The organism is Streptomyces sp. NRRL F-2664, from assembly GCF_000719345.1.
Taxonomy (GTDB): Bacteria; Actinomycetota; Actinomycetes; order Streptomycetales; family Streptomycetaceae; genus Streptomyces.
Map to the genome: position 1 here is coordinate 86,391 of NZ_JOFX01000008.1, position 24,597 is coordinate 110,987.

The window sequence follows — 24,597 nt, forward strand, 5'->3', positions numbered from 1 at the left end:
GCGGCCCGAAACAACAGGCGACATTCCAGGTCACATACGCCCCACCGTCCGGCACTATGTGGCGTGCGTGCATGTCCTACGGCGTGCACGTGTCATGCCACGCCATGTCATGTCATGTCATGGCGCAACGGGGAACTGCGCGTGTCCCAGGGGGGACCACCACATGAGAAGAAGCATGTCCGCGGCCGGAGCCGCCGTCGTTCTGGCGGGCCTGATCACGGCGGCCGGGCCGGCCGTGGCGGCCGACGCCGCATGCACGCCGAAGATCAAGGTGCTGGGCTCGATCGGGGACCAGTCGTACGTGCGCGACATGGCGCGCAGCCAGGGCGTCTTCGACCTCGGCCCGGACGGCCTCGCCGTCGGCGTCTCGGGGCACAAGCCCGTCTACTGGACCGGCACGACCGTGCACCGGGTCCCGCTGGCCGACGCGGACCGGACGGGGCAGGTACTCGCCGTGAACGCGCACGGCCTGATGGTGGGCATCGCCCACGGCTCCGGCTCCGACGGCCCGTCCCTGTTCACCTACCAGGTGGGCGCCGCGGCGATCACCCCGCTGCCGGACAGCTACGGCTACGACTACGAGGCCGACGTCAACGACGCCGGGTATGTGGTCTCCCGCACCTCCGACGGGCCCGGCGCCGTCTGGAAGGACGGCCAGAAGGTCCGCGAGCTGCCCGTGCCGCCCGACGCCGGCCCGGCGACGCGGATCACGATGGTCACCGGCATCAACAACCGGGGCGACATCCTCGGCATGGCCACGCAGGACTACGAGGTTCCGGAGACGGGGGCGCACCTGGAGGGCACCTACCCGGTGCTGTGGCCGGGGGACGGTTCCCCCGCCCGGCTGCTGGCGCCGTCGATGAACGACAGCTACGTCCAGGACCTGGACGAGAGCGGCCGCATCGTCGGCTACGACTGGGCCGGACCGTGGCACGAGTACCGGACGTGGGTCTGGGAGCCCCCGCTCACGGGCTCCGGCACCAGCCCCGGGGGCCTGAGCTCCCACCCGTACGCCACCTTCGAGGCGATCAGCCCGACGACGAATGTCGGCGTCGGCACGGCCAAGTTCCACCCGGACATGCTGACCCTGCCGGACCAGGCGCTCCTGCGTGCCGGTTCCGGCCCGGTCAAGGCACTGCCGCGGCTGGCGCCGGGCGGGGCGAGCATGGCCGACGCGGTCTCGGACGCCGACCGGGTCGGCGGAGCCGCGGTCGACGCGAAGGGCAGGCTGCAGCCCGTCATCTGGACGTGCGCCACGCGCCAGGCGTACAACCCGGGCAGCTAGGGCGGCGGCGCGCGCTACGGCGGGGCGGCGCCCCCGGCTCCGTGCGGGCGCAGCACTCCGCCGAAGCTGCGAGGAGTGTCCGCCCGGGGGTGGTGGTCCGAGCGCCCGCGCGCTGTCGATGGGCGCATGGAGAACCTCCTGCGCGGTCTGCCCGCGCCGCCGCCGCTCGGTGCCGCCGCCCTGCCCTCAGGTACGTACGCCGGGCAGGTGGCGGAGGTCTTCGACGCGGCGCAGGCCGCGCTCGGGCTGCCGGACGTCCTCGTCAACAACGCGGCGGCCAGCTTCCCCTCCCCGGCGGAGGACCTCTCCCCCAACGCCTGGCGGGCGGTGGTCGACATGACGCTGACCGGCACGTGGTTCATGACCCGCGAGTTCGGGCGCCGCCACCTCGCCGCGGGCACTCCGGGGTCGATCGTCAACATCGGCGCCTCGTACGCCTGGACGGGCGGGCCGGGCTTCGCGCACAGCGCCGCAGCCAAGGCCGGGGTCAAGAACCTGGTGGAGACCCTGGCCGTGAAGTGGGGCCCGTACGGCATCCAGATCAACGGGCTCGTCCCGGGCCTGTTTCCGCACGACGACATGACCGCCGACATCCGGGGAGGTCTCGAACGCGCCGCGCCGGACAGGAGGGCGGCGTCGGCGTAGGCGTCGACTGCCCGCTTGATGCCCTGGACGGCGAGAGGGGCGTTGGCGGCGATCTCCCCCGCCACCGCGCGGGCCGCGGGCAGCAAGTCCGCCGCCTCGACGACGAGTTGCACCAGATTGAGCCGTTCGGCCGTCGCCGCGTCGATCCGGCGGCCGGTGAGGGCGAGGAGCTTCGCCCAGGCCGCGCCGGCCTCGCGGGCGATACGCAGGTCGCCGCCCGCGTCGACGGCCACACCCAGCTGCGTCTCCGGCAGGCCGAAGACGGCGTCGCGCGCCGCCACCCGGATGTCGGCCATCAGCGCCAGTTCGAAGCCGAAGCCCAGGCAGTAGCCCTGCACGGCGGCCACCACCGGCTGCGGCAGCCGGGCGAGGACGGCGAAGCGCTCGTGGACCCAGCGGATGCCCTCGTAGTAGTTGCGGGTGCGTTCCGCGGTCGACCCGCCCGTGATGCCGCCGCCCGGCGCGGTCACGTCGATGCCCGCGCGGAAGGCCCGGCCCTCGGCGCGCAGCAGTACGCCGCGCACCGAGGGGTCGAAGCGGATCCGGTCCGCGAGCAGACCCGGCTGGCGGGTGGACTCCCAGCTCCAGCCGTTGAGCCGGTCGGGGCGGCAGAGGGTGAGGACGGCGATGCCGTCCTCACCCTCCAGGCGGATCCGCTCCTCGCCCTCCGCGATCTCCGTGGAGATGGTGTCGATCACCGTGCCCGCAACCCCCGCCTCGGCCTCCGACAGTGCCCGATGGTCCGTCAGGTCAGGGGTGGGGAGGTCAGCGGGGGAAGACCTCGAACGCGACCGCCGGGCGGCCGCCGTACCGCGCCGCCACCCGCTCGGCGTTGCCGGTGAGGAAGGTGCGCACGTACTCCTCGGGGTCCTGCTCCGTCAGCGCCGCGATGTACGCCTTGTGCTCCATCAGGGAGAGCACGGAACGCTCCAGCCCCGGGCCGGCGTCGGCGGCGTGCGTGGGCGTGCTGGTGCCGGCGACCGCCACCCAGCGGACCCCGTCCCACGGCTCCAGGCCCTGCTCGGAGATGAGCTCCGGGAAGATCCAGCGGTTGCCCGCGTCGGCGGCGGCGTCCAGGGTGGCCCGGCCGACGGCCTTGTGGTCGGGGGTGTTCCAGAAGCCGCCGCCCTGTTCCCCGCCCCAGGTGTCGCGGTGGTTGAGGGTGATGACCAGTTCGGGGCGGTGCCTGCGGATGGCCGCCGCGATGTCGCGGCGCAGGCCGAGACCGTACTCGACGACGCCGTCGCGGTGGTCGAGGAACTCCACCGCGGACACTCCGACCACGGCGGCGCTCGCCCGCTGCTCGGCCTCACGCAGGGAGGCACACTCGTCGGGGGCGAGGGAGTCGATGCCCGCCTCGCCCCGGGTCGCCAGGAGGTAGACCACCTCGCGGCCGCCGTCCGTCCAGTCCGCGATGGCGGCCGCGCACCCGTACTCCAGGTCGTCCGGGTGGGCCACGACGGCCAGCGCGCGCTGCCAGTCGGTGGGCATGGGCTCCAAGGGGCCCTGCGGATCACGTTGTTCGGTCATGCGTCGCACAATAGGCGAATGGATCGACATGGGACGGTAGTGGCCCTGCTGGATGCCCGGGGAACCTTCTTCGAGCCCGCGCGCACCGCGTTCCCCGGCGCGGACGAGGCCGACTGGGCGCGCGCCGCGCTCCTGGATCCGGGGGCGGCCGGTCCGGGCGGTGCATGGCGGCTGGACTTCCGCTGCTTCGCCGTCGCGCGGCCGGGCGGACGATGGGTGCTGGTGGACGCGGGGGTCGGCCCGGCGGACGGGCCCGCCGCCGGGTGGGCACCCGTGCCCGGGCGCCTGCCGACCGCCCTCGCCGAGGCCGGCATCGACCCGGCGGACGTGGAGACGGTGGTCCTGACCCACCTGCACGAGGACCACGCGGGATGGACCTCGGGGCCCGGCGGTGAACCGTTCTTCCCCGCCGCGCGCCATGTCGTCCAGCGTGCCGAGGTCGCCGCCCTCGACCGGGCCGACCCGGTGCGGGAGTGGACGGTGGCGCCGCTCCGGGCCCGCGGACAGCTGCACGAGGTGGACGGCATGCACCGCCTGGCCCAGGGCCTGACCCTGTTGCCGACGCCGGGGCACACCCCCGGCCACCAGTCGGTCCTGGTGGAGCAGGGCCCGGCGGGCCGGGACGTCCTGATCACCGGCGACGCCCTGGTCCACGCCGTCCAGCTGGGCAACCCGGCGGTCCCGTACTCCCACGAACGCGACCGCCCCACGGCGCGCGCCTCCCGCGAACACCTGCTGTCCCGGGCGGCCCGCCACGGCGCCCTCCTGGCCACGTCCCACCTGACCCGCGCCTTCGTGGAACCGCCCGCACCCGAAGAGCCGGGTCGGCGCGCCGCTGAAGCGGCGTCCGACCCGGCCCGTTGACGTCGTGTCAGCCGATCGGCCGCGGGGTCGCGTCGATCCCTGTGGCCGTCGCCCGGAACCAGACGGCCTTGCCGTCGGCGCCGACGGCCGCCAGGTCGGCGAGGCCGTCGCGGTCGAGGTCACCCGCCGCGACCAGTGTCGGGTACGCAGCCCGGTCGAGGGCCGAGCCGATCTTCACGCGGTGCGCCGTGGACCAGCTCGTGGCGTCGAACCGGCCTTCGGCGTCCTTCGCTCCCCGTACGGCGAACAGGTCGCCCGAGGCGTCGTCGCGCACCCACAGGTCGGTGGCGCCGTCGCCGTCGGTGTCACCCGGGACGATGACGGAAGCGGTGTCCCAGCCGCCGTCGCCGACGAGGACCGGGGCCCCGTTCATGTCGAGGTAGCCGGAGCGGCTGCCTGTGTACACCCAGAGCTTCGCGCCTTGCTTGACCAGCAAGTCGGGTTCACCGTCGCCGTTGACATCACCGGCGTCGGCGATGTCCTGGGCGTCGGACCAGTGGTCGTTGCCCGCGGCCGGGTCGCTCTCGAAGACGCTCAGGACGATGCGGTCGTGCGGACGGACGCTGCCGAGGCCGTTGTTGGGGTAGACACGCAGTTGCTTGGCCCCCAGCCCCGGGACCGTTTCGAGGACGACCAGGTCGTTGTACCCGTCCTCGCCCCAGTCGCCGCCCGCGGCGATCCGGCTGCCGGGGGCGAAGGACGCGCCGCCGTCGACGGGCGCGGCGAAGGTGCCGTCGGCCCGGCCCGCCGAGAAGCGGAGCCTGCCCTGGGGGTCCAAGGTCCACAGGTCGCGCAGGCCGTCGCCGTTCAGATCGCCGGCGGAGTCCCGGACCCCTCCGTTGCCGAGGGCCCAGAAACGGTACACCGCCTGGTCGGAGCGGCGTCCGGCCTTGTCGACGCTGTACGCGTAGATCGAGTGGGGACCGCTGCCGGCCGGCGTGATCACGGCGCTGGCGCCCGGCGCGACGGCGATCTCCCGCGGGTCGAAGTCGGACGAGTACACGATTTTCTCGAGGTTGGCGGCGCCGCCGGTGCCGAACGTGAACGTACCCGGCGTACGGGCCTTCGCGGTCTCGGCGGGCACCCCGTTCGAGGCATCCGGGAACTCGGGAGAGCTGACCACTGGCGGCACGGGACGGCCGACCGTGGCCTCCAGCTTCGCCGTCGCCGGCGCGAAACGCTTCCACGCCGATACATCGGACTCGTTCGATGCGAACAGGCCGAGGGTGACGGAGCTCTGGGAAGTGGCCGCCGCCTCCTTCACCAGTGCGGTGGCGTCGAACTCCAGGTCGCCCGCGGCACAGCCGTCGTGGCCCTTGGCATCCGTCACCGTGGCCAGCTTGACGCCCTTGGCGGGCTGGTTCTTCCATGTGGTCCTCGCCGAGACGGCGCCGACGCTCCACAGCTCCACCGGACGCCCCGTGCAGGACGGCGCCCCCGTGTTGGTGATCCGGAACGTGGCCTTGGAGACCGTGGCACCCGCGAGGGCGGTGGTGTCCACACGAAGGTAGGCGCGGGACAGGCCCTGGGTGCCGCCCTCGTTGCCGACGCGCAGGTCGTCGGCGGCGTTCCAGTAGGAGCGGTTGGGATTCTTCTTGGACACGCGCGTCCAGGCCTGTGCTCCGACGGGGGTCTCCCCCACCCCCGCGGCGGTGACGTCCGGCGCGGCGACGGCGGTCGTCGCCGTTGCGGCCACCACGCCGGTCATGGCCAGTCCGCCGGCCAGGGCCAGCGAGACTGCGCTCGACATCCTTCTCTGCATGCACGCTCCACACATGGGTCGTTGGTCGGGTACGAGGGCTCACCCTAACCGCGTGATCAACTTCTGCAGGAACGATTATTCGTTACCGTTTTCCCCCTCTGACCTGCCGGTAGGCCGGTCAGGCGGCGTCGTGGACGAGGGTGAGCAGGCGGTCCAGGACGCGGGGGCCGCCGGCGCGGAGGCCGTCGTGTTCGAACTCGTCCGTCACCCAGGTGCGCAGGCCTCGGATGGCGCGAGCCGTGCGCAGGGAGTCCTGCGTGTCCACGTACATGTCGTCGTGGTAGATCGCAGCGGCCACGGGCACCTCGTTGGCCGCCAGCCGCTCCGGGTCGTAGAGCGGCTGCCAGCCCGTGCGGGCGGCCAGCAGGTCGGCGGTCTCGCGGAGCGGGGCGAGCGCGGGGTCGGTGGTGAAGTGCCAGGGGTGGATGGTCTCGCCGGTGAAGAGCAGCGGGTCGTCGCCCGCGAGCGCCTTGTCGGCGTCGAAACGGGGGTGTTCCGCCCGAATGCGGTCAGCGGCCCAGGCCGTGGGCGCGGCCGGATCCTGGGCGTAGATCGCCTCGTGGACCAGTGCGTAGAGGGGGTGCCCGGCGAAGGAGAGCAGGGAGCGGGCGCCTTCGAGGAAGGTGTCGGAGAGGGCCGGTCCGACGGCGGTCGGGACGAAGGCGTCCTCCAGCAGGTAGTGCAGCTGGTGGCTGCCGTCGCCGCCGCCGAGGAGGATGCCGAGGGACTGGAAGGCCTCGACCGTCAGGACGTGGCCGCCGGGGAGTTCGGCCGGCTGCTGCGCGAGGTGGCCCGCGATCCGGCGGGCCCGCTCCACGTCCATGGGGTAACGGGCGTAGTGGGCCAGGTTCTTGCGCTCGATGCGCGGATAGGCGGCCCGGTACACGTCGTCCGCGGTGGCGGTCAGCGCGGGCAGGCCGCCGGTGATCAGGGCCGCCGTGAGGCCCTCGGGGGCGCTGGAGAGGTACCGGACGGTGCAGAAGCCGCCGAAGCTCTGGCCGAGCACGGTCCAGGGCGCGCCACCGGTCAGCCGGGGGCGGATCGCCTCGGCGTCGCGCACGATGGAGTCGGCGCGGAAGAGGGCGAGGTGGTCGGCCTGCTGGGCGGGGGTGCCGCGCAGGGGCAGCGTCTGGCGGTTCAGCGGTGTGGAGCGTCCGGTGCCGCGCTGGTCCAGCAGCAGTACGCGGTAGTCCTGCAGGGCCCGCTCCAGCCAGGCCTGCCGGCCGACGAAACGGCGCGCGCCGAAGCCGGGGCCGCCCTCCAGGTACAGCAGCCACGGCAGGGACTCCGGGTCCTTGCCGGTGGCGACCACCTCCCGGCCGTACAGGTCGATCCGCTCCCCGTCCGGACGCGCGTGGTCCAGGGGGACGGAGAACCGGTGGTCGGTGACGACCGTGCCGGGCTGACGGTAGCTGTGGACGGCGGTCACGCAACGGCCCCCAGGGGTACGAGGTACGGAGGTCCGCGCCGCGGCCGGGTGGGGCACGGGCGGACACGGTGGTCCGCCCGAGTCTAAGAGGCGCCCCGGCCGGGTCGGGCCCGTGGGGCAGGGAGATCGCTACGGGTGCCGGGCGGGTCGGCGGCGGACCTGCCCTGGTACGGGTCCGGGCGGGGCCCGCGGTGGACCAACCCCGGTGCCGGGCGCGTCGGCGGCGGTCCGCCGCTGGTGCGGGGTACGTAGTGGCCCGCACGTCCCCGGCGCCAGCCCCCCGCGCCTCCGTCTTCGGGCCCCGGCCCGCCCCGATGCATCGCGCCCGCGGGGTTTCGCGGGGCACTCGGCGAGGGGATCGTGACATCGCCCGATTGGTCTGGACCTACTGGGGGAACGATGCGGAACACCACCGTCGCACCGGGGACGCCCTGCCCCGCGCCGCCGCGTCCCGGGGAGCCGCCCCTGCACCGCCTGGAGCTGGCCGGACCGGGCACCGTGCCCTTCGCGGCCGGGCCCTTCGACGCACTCGGGCCGCTGTCGCGGTCCGACCGCCCGCACCGCCACACCTTCTACGAGATCGTCCACATCGCCGCGGGGTCCGGCACCCATGTCGTCGATCTCGCGGGCCATCCGGTACGGCCGCGCCAACTGGCCGTGGTGCTGCCCGGCCAGGTCCACTGCTGGCAGGACCAGCGCGGTCTCGACGGCACCCTCGCCCTGTTCACCGAGGACTTCCTGGTGGACCATCCCGGTGACCGCGCGCTCCTGCGGCGGATCGCCGCAACCTGCTGGTTCGACCTGAGCGAGGACGAGGACCAACGGACCGGACGGCTGATGGACGAGATGGCCGCCGAGTGCCGTCAGCGGGCTCCCGGCCACGAGAGCGTGCTGCGGGCCCTGCTGCACGTACTCGTCGTGCGCATGGCACGGCTGTCGGTCCCCGGCGGGGGCCACCACCGCGCCGGCCGCCGGGCCGGGGCCGGTGAACCGGCCCGGCCCGGCGGCTCTGCCGCTCCCGGCACTCACCCTGCGGTGGCCGAGGCGTTCGTCCGGCTGGCCGCCCGGCCCGTGGCCTGGTCGGTGCGCGAGTGCGCCGAACGGCTCGGCGTGACGCCGGGCCACCTCACCCGGACCGTTCGCGCTGCCACCGGCCGCAGCCCCGGCCGCCTGTTGAGCGAGGCCCGCGTCTGCCAGGCCCAGCGCCTGCTGGCGCACACCGAACTGCCGGTACGACAGGTCGCCGCGCGCGTCGGATTCTCCGACCCCGCCTATTTCTGCCGGTTCTTCCGGCGGGAGACGGGCACCAGCCCGGGCGAGTTCCGAAAGCACCACAGCAGCCCCCTCCCGTCCATCGATCCGCGCGGAACGTCCGCCTAGGTTCGATGCCGAATCCGACGGCCCACCGGGTCCACGGCCCACCGGCCCACCGGCCCACCGGCCCACCGGCCCACCGAGGAGGCAGACATGCGCGATCCGGGCAGGGACAGCGACGACGCGTCGTTCCCGGCACGTTCTGCACCACCCCGCCACGTCACCCGCAAGACGGTGCTGCGCGCGGCACTCGCGGCCACCGCCGCGGTCCCCGTCGCGCTCATCGGCGGACCGGCCCTGGCCCGCACCCTCACCGGGCACCCCGGTGAAGAGGCCGTACCGCTGACCCCGGCGTGCGACGACGGAGACGACCCCACCCCTGAACAGACCGAAGGCCCCTACTTCAAACCCGCCTCGCCCGAGCGCACCAGCCTGCTGGAGCCCGGCATGCCCGGCACGCGGCTGACGGTGACGGGCTACGTCTTCGGCCGGGCCTGCCTGCCGGTCGCGGGTGCTCTGCTCGACTTCTGGCAGGCCGACACCAACGGCGCCTACGACAACGTCCGGTACCGGCTGCGCGGGCACCAGTACACCGACTCGCGCGGCTCCTTCGCCCTCACCACCATCGTCCCCGGCCTGTACCCCGGCCGCACCCGGCACCTCCACGTCAAGGTGCAGGCTCCGGGCCGTCCGGTGCTGACGACCCAGCTGTACTTCCCGAACGAGCCGCGCAACGCCACCGACTCGATCTTCGACCCCCGGCTGCTGATGGCCGTACGGGACGCCGGGAGCGGGCGCGAGGCGGCCTTCGACTTCGTCCTGGACGTCCCCCAGGACCCCGGCCCGGGTCCCACACCGACGGGCACTCCGCCACCGGGGGGCGCCTGGGCCGTGGGGACGGCGTACCGGGCGGGTGAGCGGGTCGTCCACGCGGGCCGCGGCTACGTCTGCATCCAGGCCCACACGGCGCAGCGGGGCTGGGAGCCCCCGTCCGTGCCGGCGCTGTGGCGCGCGGCCTGACCCGAAGAGGGGCCGCGCGGGGGGGGTGCCGGGCCGCTCAGCATGCCCTGGCCGGCACGGCACCCCTCGGGGTCAGAACTCGACGACCGAGCGGAGCACCTCGCCGCGCTCCATCCGGGCGAAGGCCTCCTCGACCCCGTCGAGCGCGATCGTCTCGGAGACGAAGGCGTCCAGGTCGAGCCGGCCCTGCAGGTAGAGGTCGACCAGCAAGGGGAAGTCGCGCTCGGGCAGGCAGTCGCCGTACCAGGAGGACTTCAGGGCCCCGCCGCGGCCGAAGACGTCCAGGAGCGGCAGTTCGAGCTGCATTTCGGGGGTGGGTACGCCGACCAGCACCACCGTGCCGGCCAGGTCGCGGGCGTAGAAGGCCTGCCGGTAGGTTTCGGGGCGGCCGACGGCCTCGATGACGACGTCCGCGCCGTTGCCGTCGGTGAGCGCCTGGACCGCTTTGACGACATCCTCGCTGCGGCCGTTCACGGTGTGCGTGGCGCCGAGGCCCCGCGCCCACTCCAGCTTCCGGTCGTCGAGGTCGATCGCGATGATCTTGGAGGCGCCGGCGAGCCGGGCTCCGGCCACGGCCGCGTTGCCGACTCCCCCGCAGCCGATGACCGCGACGGAGTCGCCCCGGCCGACGTTGCCGGTGTTGAGGGCGGCGCCGAGGCCGGCCATCACTCCGCAGCCGAGGAGTCCGGCCGCCGCCGGGGAGGCCGCGGGGTCGACCTTGGTGCACTGGCCGGCCGCGACCAGGGTCTTCTCGGCGAAGGCGCCGATGCCCAGGGCCGGCGAGAGCGGGGTTCCGTCCTCCAGGGTCATGGGCTGGGTGGCGTTGTGCGTGGCGAAGCAGTACCAGGGGCGTCCGCGCCTGCAGGCCCGGCAGGTGCCGCAGACCGCGCGCCAGTTGAGCACGACGAAGTCACCGGGCGCCACGGACGTCACGTCCGGACCGACGGACTCCACGATGCCGGCGGCCTCGTGGCCGAGCAGGAAGGGGAACGCGTCGTTGATCCCGCCTTCGCGGTAGTGCAGGTCGGTGTGGCAGACCCCGCAGGCCTGCACCCGCACGAGCGCCTCACCCGGTCCCGGGTCGGGCACGAGGATCGTCGTCGTCTCCACCGGTGCGCCCTTGCTCCGGGCGATGACCCCTCGTACGCGATGCGTCACGTCGTACCCCGTTCTGTTCGGTTCGGTCTGGATCAACGAACGTACACGGACGCCGCCCGGTAAGGGAGTTGTGTCACGCTTCGGCGCGCGACCCGGCCGGATCCCGCGGCCCGGCCGGATCCCGCTGCCCGGCGACGCTCCGGGCCGGACGCCCACCTTGCGCGGCACCCCCGGAATCTGCTCGCACAGCCCCTCGCCGGCCGGCCGCGTACGCCTCCCGCCGTGCGGGCGGCCCGGTGCTACTTGAGCATGTGGGCGGCCTCCACCCGCCGGAGGTGGATCACGACGTCGTGCGACTGCGCGAGCCGGATCTGCGGGGCGTCCGCGATCCCGGGGTAGGTGGCGCCGATGTTCTTGATGGTGTGCGGCGTGTCGAGCCAGGTGCGGGCCGCCGCCGGGGTGTGGCGCAGGTCCACCATGAAGTCGCGGTACGGCACCCGGTCGAGGGTGTGCTCGGCGGTGCCGGGCGCGGCCGGGCCCACGGTGAAGCGGTGGACGCCGCCGTCGTGGCCGAGAGCGTTGAACGAGCCCCGGTCGAAGGTGAGGCCGACGCTCAGGTAGCCGCCGCCCATCTGCTCACGAAGGAAGTCACCCTGCACCTTCGGATGGCTGGCGGGGGCGTAGGTCCTGAGCGCGACATGGCTGTTGTGGGCGGCGAGCATGATCTTGTTCCCGGTCCGCTGCTGCCACCAGGCGACGTTCTCCGCCATGGTCCGGTCGCGGTGGAGCATGGCGTCGGCGATGCCGTGTGGGGCGTCCAGGTCGAAGGCGTAGAGCGTGGTCATCCGGTGGATCGCGGTGGCGTGCTGGACGGCCCAGGCGTGCGCGTCGGCATCGGCATCCGCACCCGTGCCGGGCCGCTGCTTGAGGAGGTCGACCGCCCGGCCGGTCCGCTCGGCGAGCTCCTTCCGTTCGGCCATCGGCTTAGACAGGTAGTCGTTGACGTAGGTCTCGGCGTCGGTTGCCGGCCGCAGGCCCCGGTACAACTCGGCCAGCCGCGGGGCCAGGTCGGGGCGGGCCGCGGCCGCATGGGCGTTCACCTTGTCGTACAGCACGGCTCCGGCGAACCCGTTGTCGTCGCCGACGAAGCGGACCGGGTCCTGCGGGTGCTCGACGTTGTACGCGCGCATCCACTGGAGCAGATCGCGGTACTCGGCGTTGTTCCACCACCGGTAGGTGCCCTGGAACTCCTCGTCCATGATCTGCTGCAAGTCGCCTTCGCCGCGCAGAAGATGGGCGTCGAGCCGCAGCCCGGTGCTCCACGGGGCTTCGAGCGCGAAGGCACGGAAGCCCTTCTCCTCGACCAGGTACCGGAAGACCCGGTGCTTGACGGTGAAGAACTCGTGCGAGCTGTGGGTGGCCTCGCCCAGGCCCACCACCCGGGCGTCACCGACCATCCGGCCGAACGGACGCAGGTCGGCAAGGCCGCCGCGGGGCTCGGTGGTCCGCAGCGGGTGCGCCGCCCGGCCGAGGGCCGCCTCGGGAGAGCGGAACGCGGCGGCCGCGGCCTCCTGCGGACCGGCGGGCGCGGCGGCGGTGTCGGCGGGAGCCGATGCGGCGGGCGGGACGGCGGCGGAGGCGGAGGCGGCCGGGGCGACGGCCAGGGTGGCACCGAGCGGGACGAGAAGGGCGGCGAGCAGGGCCTTGTGCGTGTTCATGGGACCTACTCTCGCCGCGCGGGATCGCCCCGGACCATCCGCTGCACCCCCGATCGATCCGGGGGTTGGCCCATCCGTCGCAGGGAGGAGGACTGGGGGACCCTGGTCCCGGTAGCGCTCTCGGCCCATCGTCGGGTCCCCGGGACGGTGGACCATTGTCGAACACGGGTCCCGGAACCTAACGTCAGGCACATGGACATCATCAAGTACACCCATTCCTGTGTTCGGTTGGAGCGAGAGGGCCATGGCGTCCTGGTGATCGATCCGGGTATCTGGAGCGAGCCCGACGCACTGCGCGGCGCCGACGCGGTCGTGGTGACCCACGAACACGCCGACCACGTCGACGCGTTGCGGCTGGCCGGTCTGGGCGTGCCCGTGTACGCCCCCCAGGGAGCGGTCCTGCCCGGGCTCGACGCCGTCGAGGTGGGCGCCGGGGAGGAGTTCACGGCCGCCGGCTACCGGATCACGGCGTACGGCGGCAGGCACGCGACGATCTACGGGGACCAGCCGGACTGCGCGAACCTCGGCTATCTGGTCGAGGGCTCCCTCTACCACCCGGGGGACTCCCTCCATGTGCCCGAGGTTCCGGTGGAGACGCTGCTGGTGCCGTTGCACGCCTCGTGGATGCGGACGAGCGAGGCCATCGACTTCGTGCGTGAGGTGGGGCCGGAGCGGGCGGTCGGCATCCACGACGCACAGGTCAACGAACGCGGCCTGGCGAGCGTGAACGGGTGGCTGGAGGAGGAGGCCCGGACCGCGTACCGCTGGCTGTCGCCGGGTTCCCGGCTGTAGCCGCCGGTGTCCCCCGGTGCCGCCGCAGCGGGAGGGCGCGCGGTCACCCCTGTTCCTTGCGTACGGCATTCAGGCAGCGGGCGGCGTGGGCGTGCAGGGCGTCGGCGAGTTCGGGCGGGCCGCTGGTGAGAGTGAAATCGGCGTCGACGGAGGTGATCATCCAGACGAGGTCCCGGGGGGTGTCGGCGCCGAGGTGCAGGAGGCAGGTGTCGTCGTCGACAGGCTCGATGATGCCCATGCCGGGCCAGATACGGTCGGCGACCGCCGCGGCGGGCTCGTGCAGGGTGACGGTGGCCTGGAACGGCCAGGTCTTCGACGACAGCTGGTGGGCGAGGTAGCGGGCCACGTCGGGGTCGGGCAGTTCCCTGGGGGTGAACCGCGGTCCCGTAGGTGTGCGTGGAGTGAGTCTGTCGACGCGGAAGGTGCGCCAGTCGGCGCGGTCGGCGTCCCAGGCGACCAGGTACCAGTGGCGGTTGAAGCTGACGAGGCTGTGCGGCTCGACCACGCGCGTGCCGGGGCCGCGGCGTGGGCCGGCGTAGTCGAAGCGCAGCCGCTGGCGTCGGCGGCACGCCTCTGCGATGGCCATGAGGGTCTGTGCGCAGACCCGGGGAGCCGGGGCGGCGCCGGCCCGGACGGTGGCGGTGCGCAGGGTGTTCACCCGGTGCCGCAGCCGGGACGGGAGCATCTGCTCAAGCTTGGTGAGGGCGCGCAGCGAGGGCTCCTCCATGTCGGCGACCGGGCCCCCGGCCGCCGTGCTCAGGCCGATGACGACGGCGACGGCCTCGTCGTCGTCGAGCAGCAGGGGCGGCAGTGCCCTGCCGGCCCCGAGCCGGTAGCCCGCAGTGCCCTGGGTGGCCTCCACCGGATAGCCCAGCGCACGCAGCCGCTCCACATCGCGGCGCAGGGTGCGCCGGCTGACACCGAGGCATGCGGCGAGTTCGGCCCCCGACCGGTCGCGGTGGGTCTGCAGCAGGGAGAGCAGCTTCAGCAGCCGCCCGGCGGTTTCCAACATGCCGTAAGAGTGCCGGAGGGCCAGGGCGTGTCTTCTGGATCGGGCCGGATCGGGGAGCCCGGCACGATCCGAAAGACACACCTAGGACCGGAACTGACCCAAGCGCGTCCTAGCGTCGCAGCCATGACCAACACGCCGAGTACTGGCGCACCGCCTACGACTGGCGGGCGCACGAGGCACAGCTGAACACCTTCCCTCAGTACATGGCGACCATCGACGGGCAGAACCTCCACTTCCTGCACGTGCGCTCCCCCCGGGCCGATGCCACGCCCCTGATGCTGCTGCACGGCTGGCCAGGCTCGGTGGCGGACTTCCTCGACGTCATCGGGCCGCTGTCCGACCCCGACGCGCACGGCGGTGCCGCGGCCGGTGCGTTCCACCTGGTCATCCCCTCGCTGCCGGGGTTCGCCTTCTCCACGCCGCTGGCGGGGCCGGGCATGGACGCCGCTCGGACCGCACGGGTGTGCACCCGGCTGATGGGCCTCCTCGGCTACCCGCGCTACGGCGTCCACGGCTACGACACCGGCGCGTGGGTCGCCCCGGAGATGGGCCGGCAGGCACCTGACCACGTGATCGGCGTCCACGTCAACGGAATGATCACGTTTCCCGTCGGCGCGGAGGGCGAGACGCACGACCTCACGGATGCCGAACAGCGACGCTGGCACCGGATGCAGGGCTTCAACGACGGCTACCTGCAGTGCAATGCCAAACGCCCGCAAACGGTGGCCTACGCCCTCACCGACTCCCCTGCCGGTCAACTGGCCTGGATGGTCGAGAAGTTCAAGGGGCTGACCGACCCCGAGGACGCACTGCCCGAACACAGCATCCCCCGGGACCGCGTCCTGACCGAGGTCTCGCTGTTCTGGCTGACCGCCACCGCCGCCTCGGCAGCTCAGATCTACTACGAGGAGATCTCGGCCGGAGTGTGGGGCGAAGCCGCAGGCGACGACGGCCCGGACGACTGGGGAGTCGGTCCCCGGGGGGCCGTGCCCACGGCGGTGCTGCTCTCCACCCATGACGTGACCATCCGCCGCTGGGCCGAACGGGACCACAACATCGCGCGATGGACCGAACTCGACCGCGGCGGCCACTTCCTCGCGATGGAAGCGCCCGAACTGCTCGTCGCCGACGTCCGCGAGTTCTTCGGCACGGCGCACTGACGGCATGCCCCCGCACCCCCGAGGGCACTCTTCGTTGCCGCCCTCCTCGACCACCCAAAGGCGCCGAGCACGAGGGGCACTTCGCCGGCGCCGTGGGCCGCCGCGCACACGATGGGCGATGCGGTCGGGCAGGGGGGCCGTCTGTCGCTCAGTGACACCTGCCCACTATGGGGGGCAGAGCCGATCACTAAGCTCCATGCCGTGGCCGGCGCACCGGCTGGACGAACCGGCAACCGCCGCGGTGGTGCCGTCCCCGTAAGACAGGCAGCAGGTGTAATGGCGGACAGCCGAGTGTCACTGACTCCTAGGGCGCCGGAAGGCTTGAGCCGACGAGCTCGGCATTTCGTGGAGGGACACGGGCTGCGTGTTCCCCGCCGCGACCTCGCACTGCGCCGTGAGGAATGGCTGGCGCGGGGGATTCCTGCTGCGGAGATCGACCGGGCCGTGACCTACCAAGAGAGGTGGGGCGGAATCGCCCTGCCCCCGGCCCCCGCGTACGAGGGCGGGCCGCGCGTCCTGGAAGCCGACATGCCCCAGGGCTCGGACGGGATGGGATGGCGGTTCCCGGCCGGAGGCTGTCGCGTCTCGATGGCCCACGGATTCATGATCGGACCGGGAGGCGAATTCGGGATCGACGCCGACCGCTGGACGCCCTTGCACGCCGGCCCAGCGGGATGGGTGGAAGCCCTGGCGCTGGCCGACCACGCGGGCTACTGGGCCAGAACCATCACGAAGATCAAAGGCGATGCCGTCGAAGAACTGGACCTTGACGGTTTCGAACCCGTACCTGAAGTTCAGGGACTGGCCGACACGTGGTGGCGGGGCAGGGACTCGCTCGTCGCCGTGTACCGCGGCGAAGCCTTGGGCTTCAACGCCCCCCGCTGTCTCAGGGCACACATCTCCAGTGGTCTGGATCCGTGGGGCTTGGGCGGGCACTGACACTCCGGTCCGATCACCTGCCGGCCGCTGCTCCCACGTCGCCAGGACGCCGTTCGCCAGCCACCGACTGGTCAGGGGCCTGTGTGCCCCCCATCTGGGGCGACTTCCCACGTCGGACTCCTCGCCCCCGCGGTCTTGCCGTCGGCGCTGCCGTGAGCGGTCTGGGCGGTGATGCCGCGGGGGTCACGGAACGGAGCGGCGGATGGCTACGACCGCGCTCCGGCTCCCGCGTCCGGGCCCTCCGCCAGCTCGGTGCGGGTCGGTTGTGCGGTGCCCGTGGGCGGTTCGTGGCGCGTCCGTGCGGCCCGCAGAGCCAGGGCGGATGCGGCGAGCAGGCCCACCAGCACGATGCCCGCGCCCGACAGGCGCAGCGCCCCCGCGGCCCCGAGGCCGGCCACCAGCGGCCCGCCGATCGCGGTGCCCAGGGGCACCGACAGCACCCGGACGGCGGAAGCGGCCGCCAGGGCCTGGGGCAGCAGCGCGCTGGGCGTCGAGCGCTGGAAGAGGGTGGTCGACAGCGAGGAGTACGGCGGCCAGAGCAGCCCGGCCAGCCCGAAACAGACCACGGACACGGCCGTCGGCGCGCCCATCCCCAGGGGGAGCATCAGCGCACCGAAGCCGATGACGATGCCGATCGTCGTGGGCCCCAGCCGCCACCGGCTGACGAATCCCGTGAGCACCGACCCGAGGACCGCGCCGATACCGAAGGCCGTGTAGAACGCCGCCAGGACACCGGCCGAGGCGCCCAGGTCGTCCGACACGTGCAGCGGGAGCGCCACGTACACAGGGCCGAAGAGGAAGAAGAACGCGAAGCTCAGGCCAAGCAGGCCGGACAGCGCGGGCATCCGCCGGAGCATCGCGAACCCGGCGGTCCGCGAAGCCCCGTCGGCCTCGGGGTCCGGGACCGCGTCCTGGGGGACGGCGACCAGGAAGGTCACCGCCAGGGCGAGGAACGTCGCCGCGTCCACGGCCAGTACCGCCGCCGGGCCTCCGAACGCGATCAGCAGCGTGGCCAGTGGCGGCCCCACCACCGTGGCGATCGACCCGATGCCCGACAGCACGGCGTTGCCCGCCAGGTGGTCGCGCTCCGGCAGCACCCTGGCCATCACCGTGTACACACCCGCCTGACCCCAGGAATGCAGTACGGAGGAGAGCGCGAGCAGGGCGACGTACCCCTCGATTCCGAGCGATCCGCAGGCGTGGAGCACCGGGATCGCACCGAGGGCCGCGGCCCGCAGCGCCGCGTCCCAGCCGACCAGTCGGGTGGGCGGGCGGTGCCGCAGGAACCGGCCGAGCAGCAGCGCGCCCGCCGCCCCCGCGACGGTGTAGGCGGCCGCCGCCGTCGCCACCCAGACACCGCGGTTCGCGGCCGGCGCGATCTCGATCGCCAGCCAGCTCACCGCCACCACGTCCATCCCGTCACCCAGCGACGAGACCGCGAACCCCGGGAGGACCCGCCGCAGCGTCGGGTGTCCGACCACCGGCCAGTACGGTGAAGAACGCAGCACACGCCTCAGGTCCGGGCCCACGGGCCACCTCCGCACACATCAAGGGAACCGACGCCGCCACCCTTCCCCGGGAACCGGCCCGCCAGGTGATCTTCACCGTTGGGCATAAACGTCACGCCCAACGCGAACCGAACGGCCACGGCGGAGGACACGACCGAGGCGGCGTCCAGCCGCCGTCCTCTGCGCCGGCCGCCTCGCGCCCGAAGCGGACTGCGACCCGAGCCGCGCCCGCCCGCGCCGGCACGCGGCTCCTCCGGCTGGGACGTGGGGTCAGGACAGGAGCGACCCCGACCCCTGCCGGTTGCGCTCCGTCATCGAAATAGTGCGGAATGTGACGATTGGTGGCAGCGTGGGAGATGCAACATCCCCCCACCACTGTTGGAGTGTGTGATGAGCGGTATGCAGGACAAGCGTCAGCAGCCGGGCAAGGGTCGCGAGGAGCAGGAGCACCTGCAGCGCCGGCGGCCGGGCCAGAACGAGCCGAAGGACAGGCAGAGCCGCCCGGCTCACGAGCGCGACCTCCAGGACCCCACCCGCGAACGCGAGCGGGAGCTGGACGACGACATGCGTGACGGCGTGCTGTAGCCGCGCCGTCGCGTAGTGGGCCCGCCCGTGGTGCACCCTCGGGCGGGCCCTGCCATGTCCGCCAGGCGAACGCCCGCCCTCCCCCGGGGGCCGGACCGCCCCCGTCCGTCAGAGGGTGACCCCACCTCAGGAAAAGATCGCGTGCACCTGATCGACCGCCTCGGGCCCGTAGCCGACCACGCCCACGGGGACCGCGCCGTCGATCGCCTCGATGACACGCCCTGCCCACACCGGACCGAAACCCCCGCACAGTTCGATCAGCTGCACACCTTCGCCCACGAGACGGCGCGCGACCTCGATGCCCTCCTCGGGCTTCTGCACCCCGACGAACACACTGCGGCACGCGCCCGTGTCCACGACACTGACATCGCCACCCGCCGCGCTGCCGTCCGCCGTGTAGATGAATCCCCAGTGCGTGAGCGCCATGCCTGTCGACCTCCTGTGATCGTCGGAGCCACCAGCCAAGCAGAGTGGGAGCCGGGACGGCCGGGATCGCAGATGATCCGCGAGTGATCTCCGCCGCACTCCGGTGCCGAGGCTGCACGGGGGGCGGAGGACACCGCCGTCGCTCCCGAACCCACCCTCGCCGCACGGGTGTTGGTCCACTTCGGGCAGCCGGTCGCGGTGGGCCCCGTAGCGGCGGAAACGAACCGGGTCGTCGAGCCGGCGGCGGCCTGCAGCCCGGGGACGGGGACGGGGACCTCCCGGCCTCCGGGGCACGCACCGGCCGGGCTGTCGGCGACGGCTTTCCGGCCCCTCCCCGAGAAAACCTGAGGGCACAGCGCGCCGGAAAGAGTCATGGATGGGCGATTTGAGCCCTAAGAGCCAGTCGCCCGATTGAGCCCAACAGAGTGCCCACTTGCCCCTATTGACCACCGGACGCCCGCCCCGTGATGTCAGTCACGCGGCACAACCCAACATCATTTCCCACCGGAGGCCGATTCCCTTTTCCCGGAAAGGGAATCGGCCTTTCCGCCGGGGAACCCCACAAGGTCATTTCCGGGGCAGACGGCGGGATGTCGATCATGGGTGGAATTCGGGGCTTGTTCGCTCCCGCCGGGCTCACCTACGGTCACCTCACTCCAGGTGGCGAGCGGCCGAATACGGCCCTGCCGCCCGGGTCTCCGTCCCCCCACGTGAGGAATTCCGTCATGCCTGCAAAAGGTAAGCACCGTCGGCCGAAGCAGAACCCGATCACCCGGAAGCTGGCCATCGCCGGCACGGGTGGCGCGGCTCTCACGCTCCCGCTGATCAGCGCGACCACCGCAGGAGCGGCCGGGACGGGCGCGCCGGCGGCCGCCGTGACCGCTGTCACCGCCCCCACCACCGTCACTGTGGCGGCAGCCCCTCCCACCACGTACTCGGTCGTCGCCGGCGACACCCTTTCGGAGATCGCGGCGGACCACTCCGTCAGCGGCGGATGGAAGCAGCTCTACGAGGCGAACCGCGCGGTGGTCGGCAACAACCCGGCGGTGATCCGGCCCGGCATCAAACTGACCATCGGCGCCCAGTCGAAGGCCGCCGCGGCGGTCAAGCCCGCGGCCAAGACGGCCGCCAAGCCGGCGTCCTCCTACCCGAACAATCTCGACGGGTGGATCCGCGAATCCCTCGCCGTGATGGCGAAGCACGGTATTCCCGGAACGTACAACGGAATTCACCGCAATGTGATGCGGGAGTCCTCGGGCAACCCCAAGGCGATCAACCTCTGGGACATCAACGCCCGGAACGGAATCCCCTCGAAGGGTCTGCTCCAGGTCATCGACCCGACCTTCAAGGCCTATCACGTGCCCGGCACCTCGCTGGACTCCTACGACCCGGTGGCCAACATCACCGCGGCCTGCAACTACGCGGCAGCCCGCTACGGCTCCATCGACAACGTCAACGGCGCGTACTAGAAGGCCGGGGGACGCTCCGGCGGGGCGGACGGCGGCGGGCGGCGCGCAGGAGGATCCGCAGGGGCGCGCCGATGCCGTAGCCGACGTCCCGGCGCAGGGCGTCGGCGCCGGCCCGCTCGACGGCGGTCAGCTGGTGCGCCATGAGGTCGACCATGGTGGCGACCACGGGGCGCAGGCCGGGCTCGGCGAGGTCCAGGATGCCGTGGGTGGCGTCGAGGGCCGCCCGGGCGCGCCGGGTCTCGTCGGCGAGGAGGGCCCGTACGGCAGGCGTGTCACGGGCCGCCTCCAAATCCGCGCGTGTCACCCCGTGCTCGTCGAGGCGGGCGCGCGGCAGGCACAGCCGCCCGTCGGCGAGGTCGCCGTGGAGGTCGGCGAGGAAGTCGACGCGCTGGGCGGCGTCCACGAACCGGCGCAGGCCGGCGGCCTGTTCGGGGTTCGGGCCGCCCTGGTACTGGAGTCCGGTGAAGACGAGCACACCGGGCCAGGCGTACGCGTCGAGGTACGCCTGGAAGTCCTCCTCGTCGGCGAAGCCGTCGAAGCCGGCCTCCGCGGTGGCGGCGCCGGAGAGGAAGCGGGACACCCAGTGCTGGGGCAGGCCGCGGGAGTCCACGGCGTGGGCGTAGGCCCGCAGGACGGGGTCGGGGCTGTCCCCGCTCCTGAGGGCCGCCCCCACTCGCCCGGTCAACGCGGCGAGGCCGTCGGCCCGTTGCTGCGGAGTGCCGGACTCGGCCACGTCGTCGACCAGGTTCATGAAGGCCAGTCCGGCGGCGAGGGCCGGCACCAGGGGCGGCGCGGCGAGCAGGCGCAGCGCCAGGTACGGCGCCGGTTCGCGGCGCAGGACCCGGCGGGCGGCGTAGGTGTAGTCGTCCCGCAGCCGGGTGCCGGACACGCCGGCCGCCGTGAGGGTGGTGCGCCAGCTGCGCATGGGGGCAAGCTCCTCGTCGTACGGATGGGGCGGGCGGGTCCGGCGCCACGCGCGGGACGCCGGATCAGGAGGCGTAGACCTTCTTGAGGCTGCCGTCGACGCCCCACAGGATGTAGCCGCCGCGCCCGTACTCGTCGCTGAGGTAGGTGCGGATGGAGGGCGACTGGTCCATCATCCAGGGGTCGATGATGACGTGGCGCGAGGTCGGCTTCTCGACCTTGAGGTCCTTCTTCGACTGCTCCAGCAGGCCGGGCAGCTTGTCCCAGTCGACCGCGGCCATGTCGATCAGCGGCGCGCCGTCCTTGACGGTGCCGTCCGGGCCCGTGCGGCTGGCCATGCCGTCCCGGTACTGCCAGGAGTCGACGGTCTCGGCTCCGGCGGCGGTGGGGATCGAGGCGAGGATGTAGCCGTCGTACAGCGTCATGTCGACGAAGGTGGTCGTCCCCGTCTGCTTCTTGAACGCCTCCAGGGCGGTGCGGATGTTCCCCGGCGTCATCATGCTGCCGCGGGGGGCGTCCGCCTTCTGCGCGCTCGCCTTCGGGGAGGCGGCCGCGGAGGCGTCCCGTGCGGACGGGGTGGCATCGGCGGCGACGGTCGGGCGGTTCGCGGGGCCGCCCTTGGCGGTGTCCTCGCCGTCGCTGCCGTCGGGCAGCAGTTGGACGATGCCGAACACGCCGGCCGCCAGCACCGCGGCGAGGGCGGTGCCGATCAGGGCCGGGCGGCGGCGCGGGGCGGACCCCACGGGGACGGGCGTGGTGGGGGCGGCGTACGGGGAGGCGCCGGAACCGTACGGCGACGGGGTGTGCGGTACGGACGGAATGCTGGTGGGCGGAGTACCGGTGGGGGCGTACGGACCGAACTGCCCGTACGGGGCCGGGGCGACCGACGGCGGCGGGCCGACGGGCTGCGCGGCGGCGGACGCCGCACCGGCACTCGCACCGGCACCGGCGCCCGTGCCGAGTGCGGCGCCGGCGTCCCGGAGCAGTTGCTCCAGCTGCGCGCCGTCGGGCCGTGCGGCCGGGTCCCGCACGAGGAGCCGTTCCAGTACGGGCCCCAGCGGGCCGGACCGCACCGGCGCGGGGATCGGCTCGTCGAGCACGGCGACGACCGTGGCCAGGCTGGTGGCCCGGCGCAGCGGATTGGTCCCCTCGGCGGCCACGTACAGGAGCATGCCGAGCGACCACAGGTCGGAGGCGGCGAGCCCTTCCTCACCCCGGACCCGCTCGGGCGCGATGTACTCCGGCGAGCCGATCAGCACGCCCGTCGCGGTGAGCCCGGTGGAGTCGTGCAGCGCGGCGATGCCGAAGTCGGTCAGCACGGCCGAGCCGTCGGGGCGCAGCAGCACGTTGGCCGGTTTCACGTCGCGGTGGAGGATTCCCTCGGCATGGGCTGCGCGCAGCGCGGACAGCACGTCGAGGCCGAGCCGTACCGCCTCGGCGGGCGGCATCGGACCGGACTCCAGGCGGTCGTGGAGCGAGCCGCCCCGGACCATCTCCATGACGATCCACGGGTGTCCGTCGGTGCCGTCCGCCGGTTCGACGATGTGGTGGATGGTCACGACGTGGGGGTGGGCGAGGCGGGCGAGGGCGCGGGCCTCGCGGACGGCGCGTTCGCGCATCTGGTCCGCGAGGCCGGGCTGTGCGGCGGCGGTCGCCGGGTCCGGCGGACGGACCTCCTTGAGTGCGACCTCTCGGTGCAGGGCGATGTCGCGCGCCCGCCAAACGGTACCCATGCCGCCGCTGCCCAGGGGCGCTACCAGTTCGAAGCGCCCGTCGATCAGCTGTCTGCCGGCCTCACTCGTGTCCATGGCGGATCATCGTAGGCGCCTGCGCCGTCAACAGCGTCGGCGGTCCACCGTCACCGTGCCCTGGACGGTGCCCACCGTGCGGTCGTAGCATCCGCCGCCGGCCTGGGACCCGTACAGCCGGTAGCGGGCGGAGGTGGTGGCGACCGCGTGGCGCTGGTCCCGGGGGACGTTCGCGGTGTAGGTGGCGTCGCCCGTGTACCGGTCGTCGAGCCGGGAGGCGTCGACGGTCCGTCCGCCGCGCAGGATGGCGGTGTCCGCGCGGTCGCCGAGGGAGAGGACCGTGCGCAGGCGGTCGCCGGCGCCGAGGGCGGTCTCGCCGTCCATCGTGTAGGTGCGGTCGGTCCGGGTGGTCGTGGGGCCGTGTGTCACGGTCCCGGAGTCGGTCCAGGCCGCGGTGAGCGCGTCGCGGCTCTCGCCCTCGGTCCAGCGGTGGACGGAGCTGTGGTGCACGGAGCGGGTGACGGTGGTAGTAACGCGGCCGCGGGAGGTGTCCAGGTGTCCGGCGACGGTCAGCCGGTGTTGGCCCTCGGTGTCCACCCGGTGCTGTCCGCCGGGGCCGGCGGGCGTCCAGCGGGAGTGGCCGGAGGGGGCGCTCTCCTCGTGCCGGGTCAGGGCGCCGGTGACGACGCGGCGGGCCTCGTCCTGCCACAGCAGCAGGTTGGTGGGGGTGCTCCAGCCGCTCTGTCCGGCCGGCAGTCCCGCGACGGACACCTCGATGCGGTGCGGGCGGCCGTCGTTGAGGAGGGCGGCGTAGGGCGTGAGGTCGTAGTGGATCGGCCGGACGTCGAAGGCACGCGGGCCGGGGGTGACGTACCAGAGGAAGGGGTTGGACCAGCCGCCGGTCCAGACCGTGGGGAAGGGCGCCGCGATGCCGGCGAGCCGCCCGTCGACGGTGACGCGGACCTCGCGGTGGGAGCCGCCGTCCGCAGTGCAGGAGTACGGGGCTCCGGCGGGGGTGGCCATGTACCAGTACTCCTCGCGGTGCGCGGGGAGCCGCCGCCGTCCACGACGAGGACGGCGCCGCCGCCCGGCGTGCGGACGAGTTGGCGCAGCAGGGCGTTGTCCTCGCGGCAGCGGACGGTGCGCACGGGGCCGGCGAACAGCCGGCGGCCGCCGAAGTGGCGCAAGCCGGTGGTGCAGATACCGAGAGCCTCCCCGTACCTGCCGTACAGGTCGGCCGTGGGGACGGGAGTGACGCTCATCTCGGTACCGGTCGCCCGCTGCTCGTTCTCGTACGGGGCGTGGCGCGGCCGGCGTAGTGCGCCCCGGTCCCCCGGGCGGGGGCGGCGAACATCGGCCGGAACCCGAC

19 protein-coding genes and 4 pseudogenes are annotated in these 24,597 nt (G+C 73.2%); 10 read left to right on the forward strand and 13 right to left on the reverse strand.

The window, feature by feature from the left end:
• Positions 1 to 163: 163 nt before the first annotated feature.
• Together IF89_RS0111355 and IF89_RS41980 are read left to right on the forward strand one after the other, a co-directional pair.
• Positions 164 to 1,285, forward strand: coding sequence for a hypothetical protein (locus tag IF89_RS0111355; RefSeq protein ID WP_158717848.1), 1,122 nt, complete (start codon positions 164 to 166; stop codon positions 1,283 to 1,285).
• Positions 1,286 to 1,411: 126 nt separating this feature from the next.
• Positions 1,412 to 1,930 (forward strand): SDR family oxidoreductase, encoded by a 519-nt coding sequence (locus tag IF89_RS41980; protein ID WP_078628232.1) that lies wholly within the window; start codon positions 1,412 to 1,414, stop codon positions 1,928 to 1,930.
• Between the two features lie 41 nt (positions 1,931 to 1,971).
• Here the strand turns inward: IF89_RS41980 and IF89_RS0111360 are convergent.
• Both IF89_RS0111360 and IF89_RS0111365 read right to left on the reverse strand, forming a co-directional pair.
• Positions 1,972 to 2,628 (reverse strand): annotated as a pseudogene (locus IF89_RS0111360) (enoyl-CoA hydratase/isomerase family protein); the annotation flags it as partial.
• A gap of 67 nt (positions 2,629 to 2,695) precedes the next feature.
• Positions 2,696 to 3,460, reverse strand: coding sequence for a PIG-L deacetylase family protein (locus tag IF89_RS0111365; protein ID WP_030764956.1), 765 nt, complete (start codon positions 3,458 to 3,460; stop codon positions 2,696 to 2,698).
• 18 nt (positions 3,461 to 3,478) lie between these two features.
• Here IF89_RS0111365 and IF89_RS0111370 point away from each other — a divergent pair, with 18 nt between their 5' ends.
• Positions 3,479 to 4,324 carry an MBL fold metallo-hydrolase gene (locus IF89_RS0111370; protein ID WP_051806973.1) on the forward strand — a complete coding sequence of 282 codons (846 nt, stop codon included), beginning with the start codon at positions 3,479 to 3,481 and terminating at the stop codon, positions 4,322 to 4,324.
• Between the two features lie 7 nt (positions 4,325 to 4,331).
• Here the strand turns inward: IF89_RS0111370 and IF89_RS0111375 are convergent, their stop codons facing one another.
• Both IF89_RS0111375 and IF89_RS0111380 read right to left on the reverse strand, forming a co-directional pair.
• Entirely contained in the window at positions 4,332 to 6,074 is a 1,743-nt protein-coding gene (locus IF89_RS0111375; protein ID WP_030764962.1) for a DNRLRE domain-containing protein, read from the reverse strand.
• Positions 6,075 to 6,204: 130 nt separating this feature from the next.
• The gene (locus tag IF89_RS0111380; protein ID WP_030764965.1) at positions 6,205 to 7,515 is read right to left on the reverse strand and encodes an alpha/beta fold hydrolase; all 1,311 of its coding nucleotides are present in this window, start codon (positions 7,513 to 7,515) and stop codon (positions 6,205 to 6,207) included.
• 399 nt (positions 7,516 to 7,914) lie between these two features.
• Here IF89_RS0111380 and IF89_RS0111385 point away from each other — a divergent pair, with 399 nt between their 5' ends.
• Both IF89_RS0111385 and IF89_RS0111390 read left to right on the forward strand, forming a co-directional pair.
• A complete protein-coding gene (locus tag IF89_RS0111385) occupies positions 7,915 to 8,895 on the forward strand; it encodes an AraC family transcriptional regulator (RefSeq protein ID WP_030764968.1) in 981 nt (326 codons plus the stop codon).
• Between the two features lie 87 nt (positions 8,896 to 8,982).
• Positions 8,983 to 9,849, forward strand: coding sequence for a carbohydrate-binding protein (locus IF89_RS0111390; protein ID WP_078628225.1), 867 nt, complete (start codon positions 8,983 to 8,985; stop codon positions 9,847 to 9,849).
• A gap of 72 nt (positions 9,850 to 9,921) precedes the next feature.
• Here the strand turns inward: IF89_RS0111390 and IF89_RS0111395 are convergent, their stop codons facing one another.
• Together IF89_RS0111395 and IF89_RS0111400 are read right to left on the reverse strand one after the other, a co-directional pair.
• Entirely contained in the window at positions 9,922 to 11,007 is a 1,086-nt protein-coding gene (locus IF89_RS0111395) for an S-(hydroxymethyl)mycothiol dehydrogenase (protein ID WP_030764974.1), read from the reverse strand.
• A 239-nt stretch (positions 11,008 to 11,246) separates the two neighbouring features.
• Positions 11,247 to 12,665 (reverse strand): erythromycin esterase family protein, encoded by a 1,419-nt coding sequence (locus IF89_RS0111400; protein ID WP_030764977.1) that lies wholly within the window; start codon positions 12,663 to 12,665, stop codon positions 11,247 to 11,249.
• Between the two features lie 192 nt (positions 12,666 to 12,857).
• Here IF89_RS0111400 and IF89_RS0111405 point away from each other — a divergent pair, with 192 nt between their 5' ends.
• Positions 12,858 to 13,457, forward strand: coding sequence for an MBL fold metallo-hydrolase (locus IF89_RS0111405; protein ID WP_030764982.1), 600 nt, complete (start codon positions 12,858 to 12,860; stop codon positions 13,455 to 13,457).
• A 43-nt stretch (positions 13,458 to 13,500) separates the two neighbouring features.
• Here IF89_RS0111405 and IF89_RS0111410 read toward each other — a convergent pair whose 3' ends face one another.
• Positions 13,501 to 14,469 carry a helix-turn-helix transcriptional regulator gene (locus tag IF89_RS0111410; protein ID WP_030764984.1) on the reverse strand — a complete coding sequence of 323 codons (969 nt, stop codon included), beginning with the start codon at positions 14,467 to 14,469 and terminating at the stop codon, positions 13,501 to 13,503.
• Between the two features lie 137 nt (positions 14,470 to 14,606).
• Between IF89_RS0111410 and IF89_RS0111415 the strand changes: the two are divergent.
• A pseudogene (locus IF89_RS0111415) lies at positions 14,607 to 15,629 on the forward strand (epoxide hydrolase); the annotation flags it as partial.
• A gap of 276 nt (positions 15,630 to 15,905) precedes the next feature.
• The gene (locus IF89_RS0111420) at positions 15,906 to 16,568 is read left to right on the forward strand and encodes a hypothetical protein (RefSeq protein WP_030764990.1); all 663 of its coding nucleotides are present in this window, start codon (positions 15,906 to 15,908) and stop codon (positions 16,566 to 16,568) included.
• Positions 16,569 to 16,774: 206 nt separating this feature from the next.
• Here IF89_RS0111420 and IF89_RS0111425 read toward each other — a convergent pair whose 3' ends face one another.
• The gene (locus tag IF89_RS0111425; RefSeq protein ID WP_234327722.1) at positions 16,775 to 18,076 is read right to left on the reverse strand and encodes an MFS transporter; all 1,302 of its coding nucleotides are present in this window, start codon (positions 18,074 to 18,076) and stop codon (positions 16,775 to 16,777) included.
• Between the two features lie 390 nt (positions 18,077 to 18,466).
• Here IF89_RS0111425 and IF89_RS0111430 point away from each other — a divergent pair, with 390 nt between their 5' ends.
• Positions 18,467 to 18,661, forward strand: a complete 195-nt coding sequence (locus tag IF89_RS0111430; RefSeq protein WP_063831282.1) for a hypothetical protein — start codon at positions 18,467 to 18,469, stop codon at positions 18,659 to 18,661.
• A gap of 126 nt (positions 18,662 to 18,787) precedes the next feature.
• On the opposite strand, the gene IF89_RS0111435 is transcribed toward IF89_RS0111430, so the two are convergent.
• Positions 18,788 to 19,087: a DUF6506 family protein gene (locus IF89_RS0111435; protein ID WP_030765000.1), complete on the reverse strand. Its 300-nt coding sequence runs from the start codon at positions 19,085 to 19,087 to the stop codon at positions 18,788 to 18,790.
• A 725-nt stretch (positions 19,088 to 19,812) separates the two neighbouring features.
• Here IF89_RS0111435 and IF89_RS0111440 point away from each other — a divergent pair.
• Complete coding sequence (locus IF89_RS0111440; RefSeq protein WP_030765004.1) at positions 19,813 to 20,556, forward strand: LysM peptidoglycan-binding domain-containing protein; 744 nt, start codon at positions 19,813 to 19,815, stop codon at positions 20,554 to 20,556.
• Here the strand turns inward: IF89_RS0111440 and IF89_RS0111445 are convergent.
• The 4 genes and pseudogenes from IF89_RS0111445 to IF89_RS44545 form a co-directional block, all read right to left on the reverse strand.
• Positions 20,540 to 21,481 (reverse strand): squalene/phytoene synthase family protein, encoded by a 942-nt coding sequence (locus tag IF89_RS0111445; RefSeq protein ID WP_051806975.1) that lies wholly within the window; start codon positions 21,479 to 21,481, stop codon positions 20,540 to 20,542. The two genes, IF89_RS0111440 and IF89_RS0111445, sit on opposite strands and share 17 nt — an antisense overlap.
• Before the next feature lie 64 nt (positions 21,482 to 21,545).
• Entirely contained in the window at positions 21,546 to 23,288 is a 1,743-nt protein-coding gene (locus IF89_RS0111450) for a serine/threonine-protein kinase (protein ID WP_030765016.1), read from the reverse strand.
• A 27-nt stretch (positions 23,289 to 23,315) separates the two neighbouring features.
• Positions 23,316 to 24,266, reverse strand: a pseudogene (locus IF89_RS0111455) (peptide-N4-asparagine amidase); the annotation flags it as partial.
• Positions 24,267 to 24,328: 62 nt separating this feature from the next.
• Positions 24,329 to 24,490 (reverse strand): annotated as a pseudogene (locus IF89_RS44545) (S-adenosylmethionine--2-demethylmenaquinone methyltransferase); the annotation flags it as partial.
• Positions 24,491 to 24,597 lie beyond the last annotated feature (107 nt).

Excerpts from the sequence above, each read along its gene's own strand:
- IF89_RS0111440 (WP_030765004.1), top strand. The coding sequence starts at position 19,813 with ATGCCTGCAAAAGGTAAGCACCGTCGGCCGAAGCAGAACCCGATCACC.
- IF89_RS0111375 (WP_030764962.1), bottom strand. The coding sequence starts at position 6,074 with ATGTCGAGCGCAGTCTCGCTGGCCCTGGCCGGCGGACTGGCCATGACC.
- IF89_RS0111410 (WP_030764984.1), bottom strand. The coding sequence starts at position 14,469 with ATGTTGGAAACCGCCGGGCGGCTGCTGAAGCTGCTCTCCCTGCTGCAG.
- IF89_RS0111390 (WP_078628225.1), top strand. The coding sequence starts at position 8,983 with ATGCGCGATCCGGGCAGGGACAGCGACGACGCGTCGTTCCCGGCACGT.
- IF89_RS0111450 (WP_030765016.1), bottom strand. The coding sequence starts at position 23,288 with ATGGACACGAGTGAGGCCGGCAGACAGCTGATCGACGGGCGCTTCGAA.
- IF89_RS0111355 (WP_158717848.1), top strand. The coding sequence starts at position 164 with ATGAGAAGAAGCATGTCCGCGGCCGGAGCCGCCGTCGTTCTGGCGGGC.
- IF89_RS0111385 (WP_030764968.1), top strand. The coding sequence starts at position 7,915 with ATGCGGAACACCACCGTCGCACCGGGGACGCCCTGCCCCGCGCCGCCG.
- IF89_RS0111400 (WP_030764977.1), bottom strand. The coding sequence starts at position 12,665 with ATGAACACGCACAAGGCCCTGCTCGCCGCCCTTCTCGTCCCGCTCGGT.
- IF89_RS0111430 (WP_063831282.1), top strand. The coding sequence starts at position 18,467 with ATGAGCGGTATGCAGGACAAGCGTCAGCAGCCGGGCAAGGGTCGCGAG.
- IF89_RS0111370 (WP_051806973.1), top strand. The coding sequence starts at position 3,479 with ATGGATCGACATGGGACGGTAGTGGCCCTGCTGGATGCCCGGGGAACC.
- IF89_RS0111435 (WP_030765000.1), bottom strand. The coding sequence starts at position 19,087 with ATGGCGCTCACGCACTGGGGATTCATCTACACGGCGGACGGCAGCGCG.
- IF89_RS0111405 (WP_030764982.1), top strand. The coding sequence starts at position 12,858 with ATGGACATCATCAAGTACACCCATTCCTGTGTTCGGTTGGAGCGAGAG.
- IF89_RS41980 (WP_078628232.1), top strand. The coding sequence starts at position 1,412 with ATGGAGAACCTCCTGCGCGGTCTGCCCGCGCCGCCGCCGCTCGGTGCC.
- IF89_RS0111420 (WP_030764990.1), top strand. The coding sequence starts at position 15,906 with ATGGCGGACAGCCGAGTGTCACTGACTCCTAGGGCGCCGGAAGGCTTG.
- IF89_RS0111365 (WP_030764956.1), bottom strand. The coding sequence starts at position 3,460 with ATGACCGAACAACGTGATCCGCAGGGCCCCTTGGAGCCCATGCCCACC.
- IF89_RS0111445 (WP_051806975.1), bottom strand. The coding sequence starts at position 21,481 with ATGCGCAGCTGGCGCACCACCCTCACGGCGGCCGGCGTGTCCGGCACC.